This window comes from Fodinibius sp. (genome assembly GCF_041642155.1).
In the GTDB taxonomy this organism is placed as follows: Bacteria; Bacteroidota; Rhodothermia; order Balneolales; family Balneolaceae; genus Fodinibius.
In genome coordinates, this window is the sequence record NZ_JBEPWZ010000309.1 from 1 (window position 1) to 3,387 (window position 3,387).

Below are 3,387 nucleotides of genomic sequence, written 5' to 3' on the forward strand. Positions count from 1 at the left end.
ATGAATGCAACGTATAAACACAGGGAAGTCCGCGTATTTGCCCCGGCCAGCGTCGCCAATGTAAGCTGCGGGTTTGACGTCATGGGGTTTGCCCTCGAAGCGCCGGGCGATGAGATTGTCGTCCGCCGCTCTGACAAAGACCAGGTCGTGATCAAGTCCATTACCGGTGACGAGGGGGTGTTGCCCATCGACGCTCTTAAAAATACGGCCAGCGTGGCCGTTCAGACGCTGCTTGACCACGTGGGATTTAAAAACGGCATTGAAATTGAAGTGCACAAGCAGATGCCGCTGGGGAGTGGACTGGGTTCCAGTGCGGCGAGTTCGGCGGGCGCGGTACTGGCGGTCAACCGGCTGCTGGGTGAGCCGCTGGGCCGCAAGGAGCTGCTGCCCTTTGCCGCGGAAGGCGAGCGCGTGGCCTGCGGGACCGCCCATTACGATAATGTAGGTCCCTCCCTGCTGGGCGGTTTTGTGTTTATCCGCAGTTCCGACCCGCTTGATATCTTTAACCTCCCTTTTCCCGAGTCGCTCTACGCGGTTATTGTACACCCGCAGATAGAAATCAAAACCGAAGATACCCGCCGGATCCTGCGAAACGATATTTCGCTGGGTCAGGCGGTCAGGCAGTGGGGAAATGTGGGGGGACTGGTGGCCGGGTTGATCAACAAGGATCTGGATCTGATTGCCCGTTCCATGGAAGACGTCATTATTGAGCCGATCCGGTCGGTTCTCATTCCTGGCTACGACGCCGTCAAGGAGGCCGCGCTGGGCGGTGGAGCAGTAGGAGCCGGAATCGCCGGTTCGGGTCCCTCTATTTTTGCCCTGGCTCCCGACCGCGAAACAGCGCTGAACGTCAGCAAAGCTATGAAATCGGAGCTGGATGGTATCGGCTTGCCCTCGGACGAATATGTATCCCGCATCAATACCAAAGGAGCAAAAGTAATCGATGTCAAAGACTGAAACGATAGCATTCATCAGCACCCGGGGAAAGACACCCTCTGTCAGCTTCTTAGAGGCGATGGAAAGAGGCCTGGCGCCGGACGGAGGATTGTTTATGCCCGACCGGTGGCCGCATCTGTCGGACTCGCTCTGGAAGAATATTCACGGGAAGTCCCTGCAGGAAATAGGACTGCAGCTGTCCCGCACCTTCATACCCGAAGTCGCCGCCCGTGAGCTGCAGCCGCTGGTTGAGGATGCCCTCTCTTTTGAGGCCCCGCTCGTCCACCTGCATGATAACCGGTACATTTTGGAATTGTTTCACGGACCCACCCTGGCCTTCAAAGACTTCGGCGCGCGTTTTATGGCCCGGATGATGAGTTACCAGGCCCGCCGGAAGGGAGAGCAGATGGTGATCCTGGTGGCGACCTCCGGGGATACGGGCAGTGCCGTGGGACAGGCCTTTGAAGGGGTGGAAGGAGTGGACGTATGCCTGCTGTATCCGAGCGGCAAGGTGAGCAAGCTGCAGGAACAGCAGCTGACGACCATCGGGGGCAATGTCACGGCCCTTGAGGTTGATGGCACCTTTGACGATTGCCAGAAAATGGTTAAAGAGGCCTTTTTGGACGAGGAGTTGCGAGAGGATATAACCCTCAGCTCGGCCAATTCCATTAACATTGCCCGGCTGCTGCCTCAGATGTTTTATTACGCAAGTGCGCTGGCGCAGATCGAAGACAACCGCCCGGTTCATTTTTGCGTGCCCAGCGGCAATTTTGGGAACCTCACGGCCGGAATGATGGCGGGGAAAACCGGCATGCCGGCGGGGCAGTTTGTGGCGGGAACCAACGTCAATGATGTCGTCCCTGCTTTTTTGGAGAAGGGAAATTTTGTGCCGAAATCCTCCCGAACTACCATTTCCAGCGCCATGGATGTCGGCAATCCCAGCAATCTGGAGCGTATCCGGGCCCTTTACCCGGAAATGGCGACGCTGAAACAGCACCTCTGGGCCGCCTCCTTCGACGACGGCCGGACCCGGGATGCGATCCGGGAAGTCTACAGCGACTATGATTACCTCCTCGACCCGCATACGGCTGTTGGTTACCTGGCGGCCCGGCAGTACAAGGACGAGCGAAAAGAAGATCGGGCTCCCGTCATTATCTTGTCAACCGCCCACCCCGCCAAATTCGGCGATATCATCGAGCCGGTTATCGGTCACTCCGTTGCCATGCCCGATCGGCTGGCTGCAAGTCTCGATCAAGAGAAAAAAAGCATTGGGATGGAAGCGGAGTACCAGGCCCTGGAAGTATTTTTGAGGGAGCATTATGGCTCTTGAACCAATACCATACTGAACAGGAATCCCAGGCTTATAGTACAGCAATTTTATTTGACTAAGAGACAGGAATAGTATCCATATTGGCTGCAGTTACTTAATAGTAAATGTCTAATTTACGGTTATTTTGGCATATCCGTTAACATTGGGGGCTTGGAAGCATGGATCCTGTAATCGTTTGATATTGATTTCCACCTAAATGATGAAGTACATACAACCACGTTTGTAGTCCTTGTCCAGTGCTGCAAACAGCTGCAGGAGCATAATGGATAATATCAAACGTGGTTTTCGGGGCGTTCTGTTTTGTACTCACAAACTTTTTGTTTCCCTTCCTCGAAAGAAGGGGGGAGGAGAATAAATCTTATCCCGTTTTGTCGTATAAGGGCCGGTTATGTAAAGTGACGGGGGCCAGTTATTGGTTTGTGGTTGGCCGCGCATTTTTTGCAATTACTTTCATTAAATGTTTCGATTCCAGGCTGATTGCAATATTAGTGGCATTAAGAAAACCCAAAAAACCAATTGTATCTTTGTATGTAGAACCATTTATATCCCCATTAACCTGGATTCTGAAAGCGATTGGATACGAAACTTAAGAAACAAAAAAAGGCAGTAAGTGAATTAAAAATATGATTGATCTCTTTGATAATTTATTTTTAGTTTATCTACCAACATTGCGATAAAGGGGTCAGTTCCGGTGGGGCAAAAAATGTTATCTATTAAATTGTTATTTATTAAATAATGAACGAAAAACTAAAAAAGCCAGAAATCATCAGGGGAGGACAAAGATTGTCCGAAAAAGTCTTAGCAATTACATTTTATAAATAATTCTGGAGCAATTTTTTGAATTTTCTCTTCTATATCGGGTTCTAACTCAACACCACATAATCTTTGGGCTTCTAGTAATTGCTCAACTTAAATCCCTTCACAGTCCCTTAAATCAGCTTGCCGCAACATTGCGTCTTTAATGCTGGTATCCTTAAGATTCACATTACGTAAGATTACATACTAATGGATTCTAAAAAAAAATTTATCTTTTTAATCTTACTTTTATCGGTATTTGTATATGGCATTGTTATAGGCCGTTATCAGATATTTCCCTACCAACAGCTCCAATCCTCATGCTG

3 protein-coding genes are annotated in these 3,387 nt (G+C 50.3%); 2 read left to right on the forward strand and 1 reads right to left on the reverse strand.

The window, feature by feature from the left end; all coding sequences use genetic code 11:
* Both ACESLU_RS13180 and thrC read left to right on the forward strand, forming a co-directional pair.
* Positions 1–957, forward strand: a complete 957-nt coding sequence (locus tag ACESLU_RS13180; RefSeq protein ID WP_372639095.1) for a homoserine kinase — start codon at positions 1–3, stop codon at positions 955–957.
* Complete coding sequence (thrC, locus tag ACESLU_RS13185; RefSeq protein ID WP_372639096.1) at positions 944–2,266, forward strand: threonine synthase; 1,323 nt, start codon at positions 944–946, stop codon at positions 2,264–2,266. Before ACESLU_RS13180 ends, thrC begins: the two co-directional genes overlap by 14 nt.
* A gap of 909 nt (positions 2,267–3,175) precedes the next feature.
* Here the strand turns inward: thrC and ACESLU_RS13190 are convergent.
* Positions 3,176–3,262 (reverse strand): hypothetical protein, encoded by an 87-nt coding sequence (locus ACESLU_RS13190; protein WP_372639097.1) that lies wholly within the window; start codon positions 3,260–3,262, stop codon positions 3,176–3,178.
* Between the last annotated feature and the right edge of the window lie 125 nt (positions 3,263–3,387).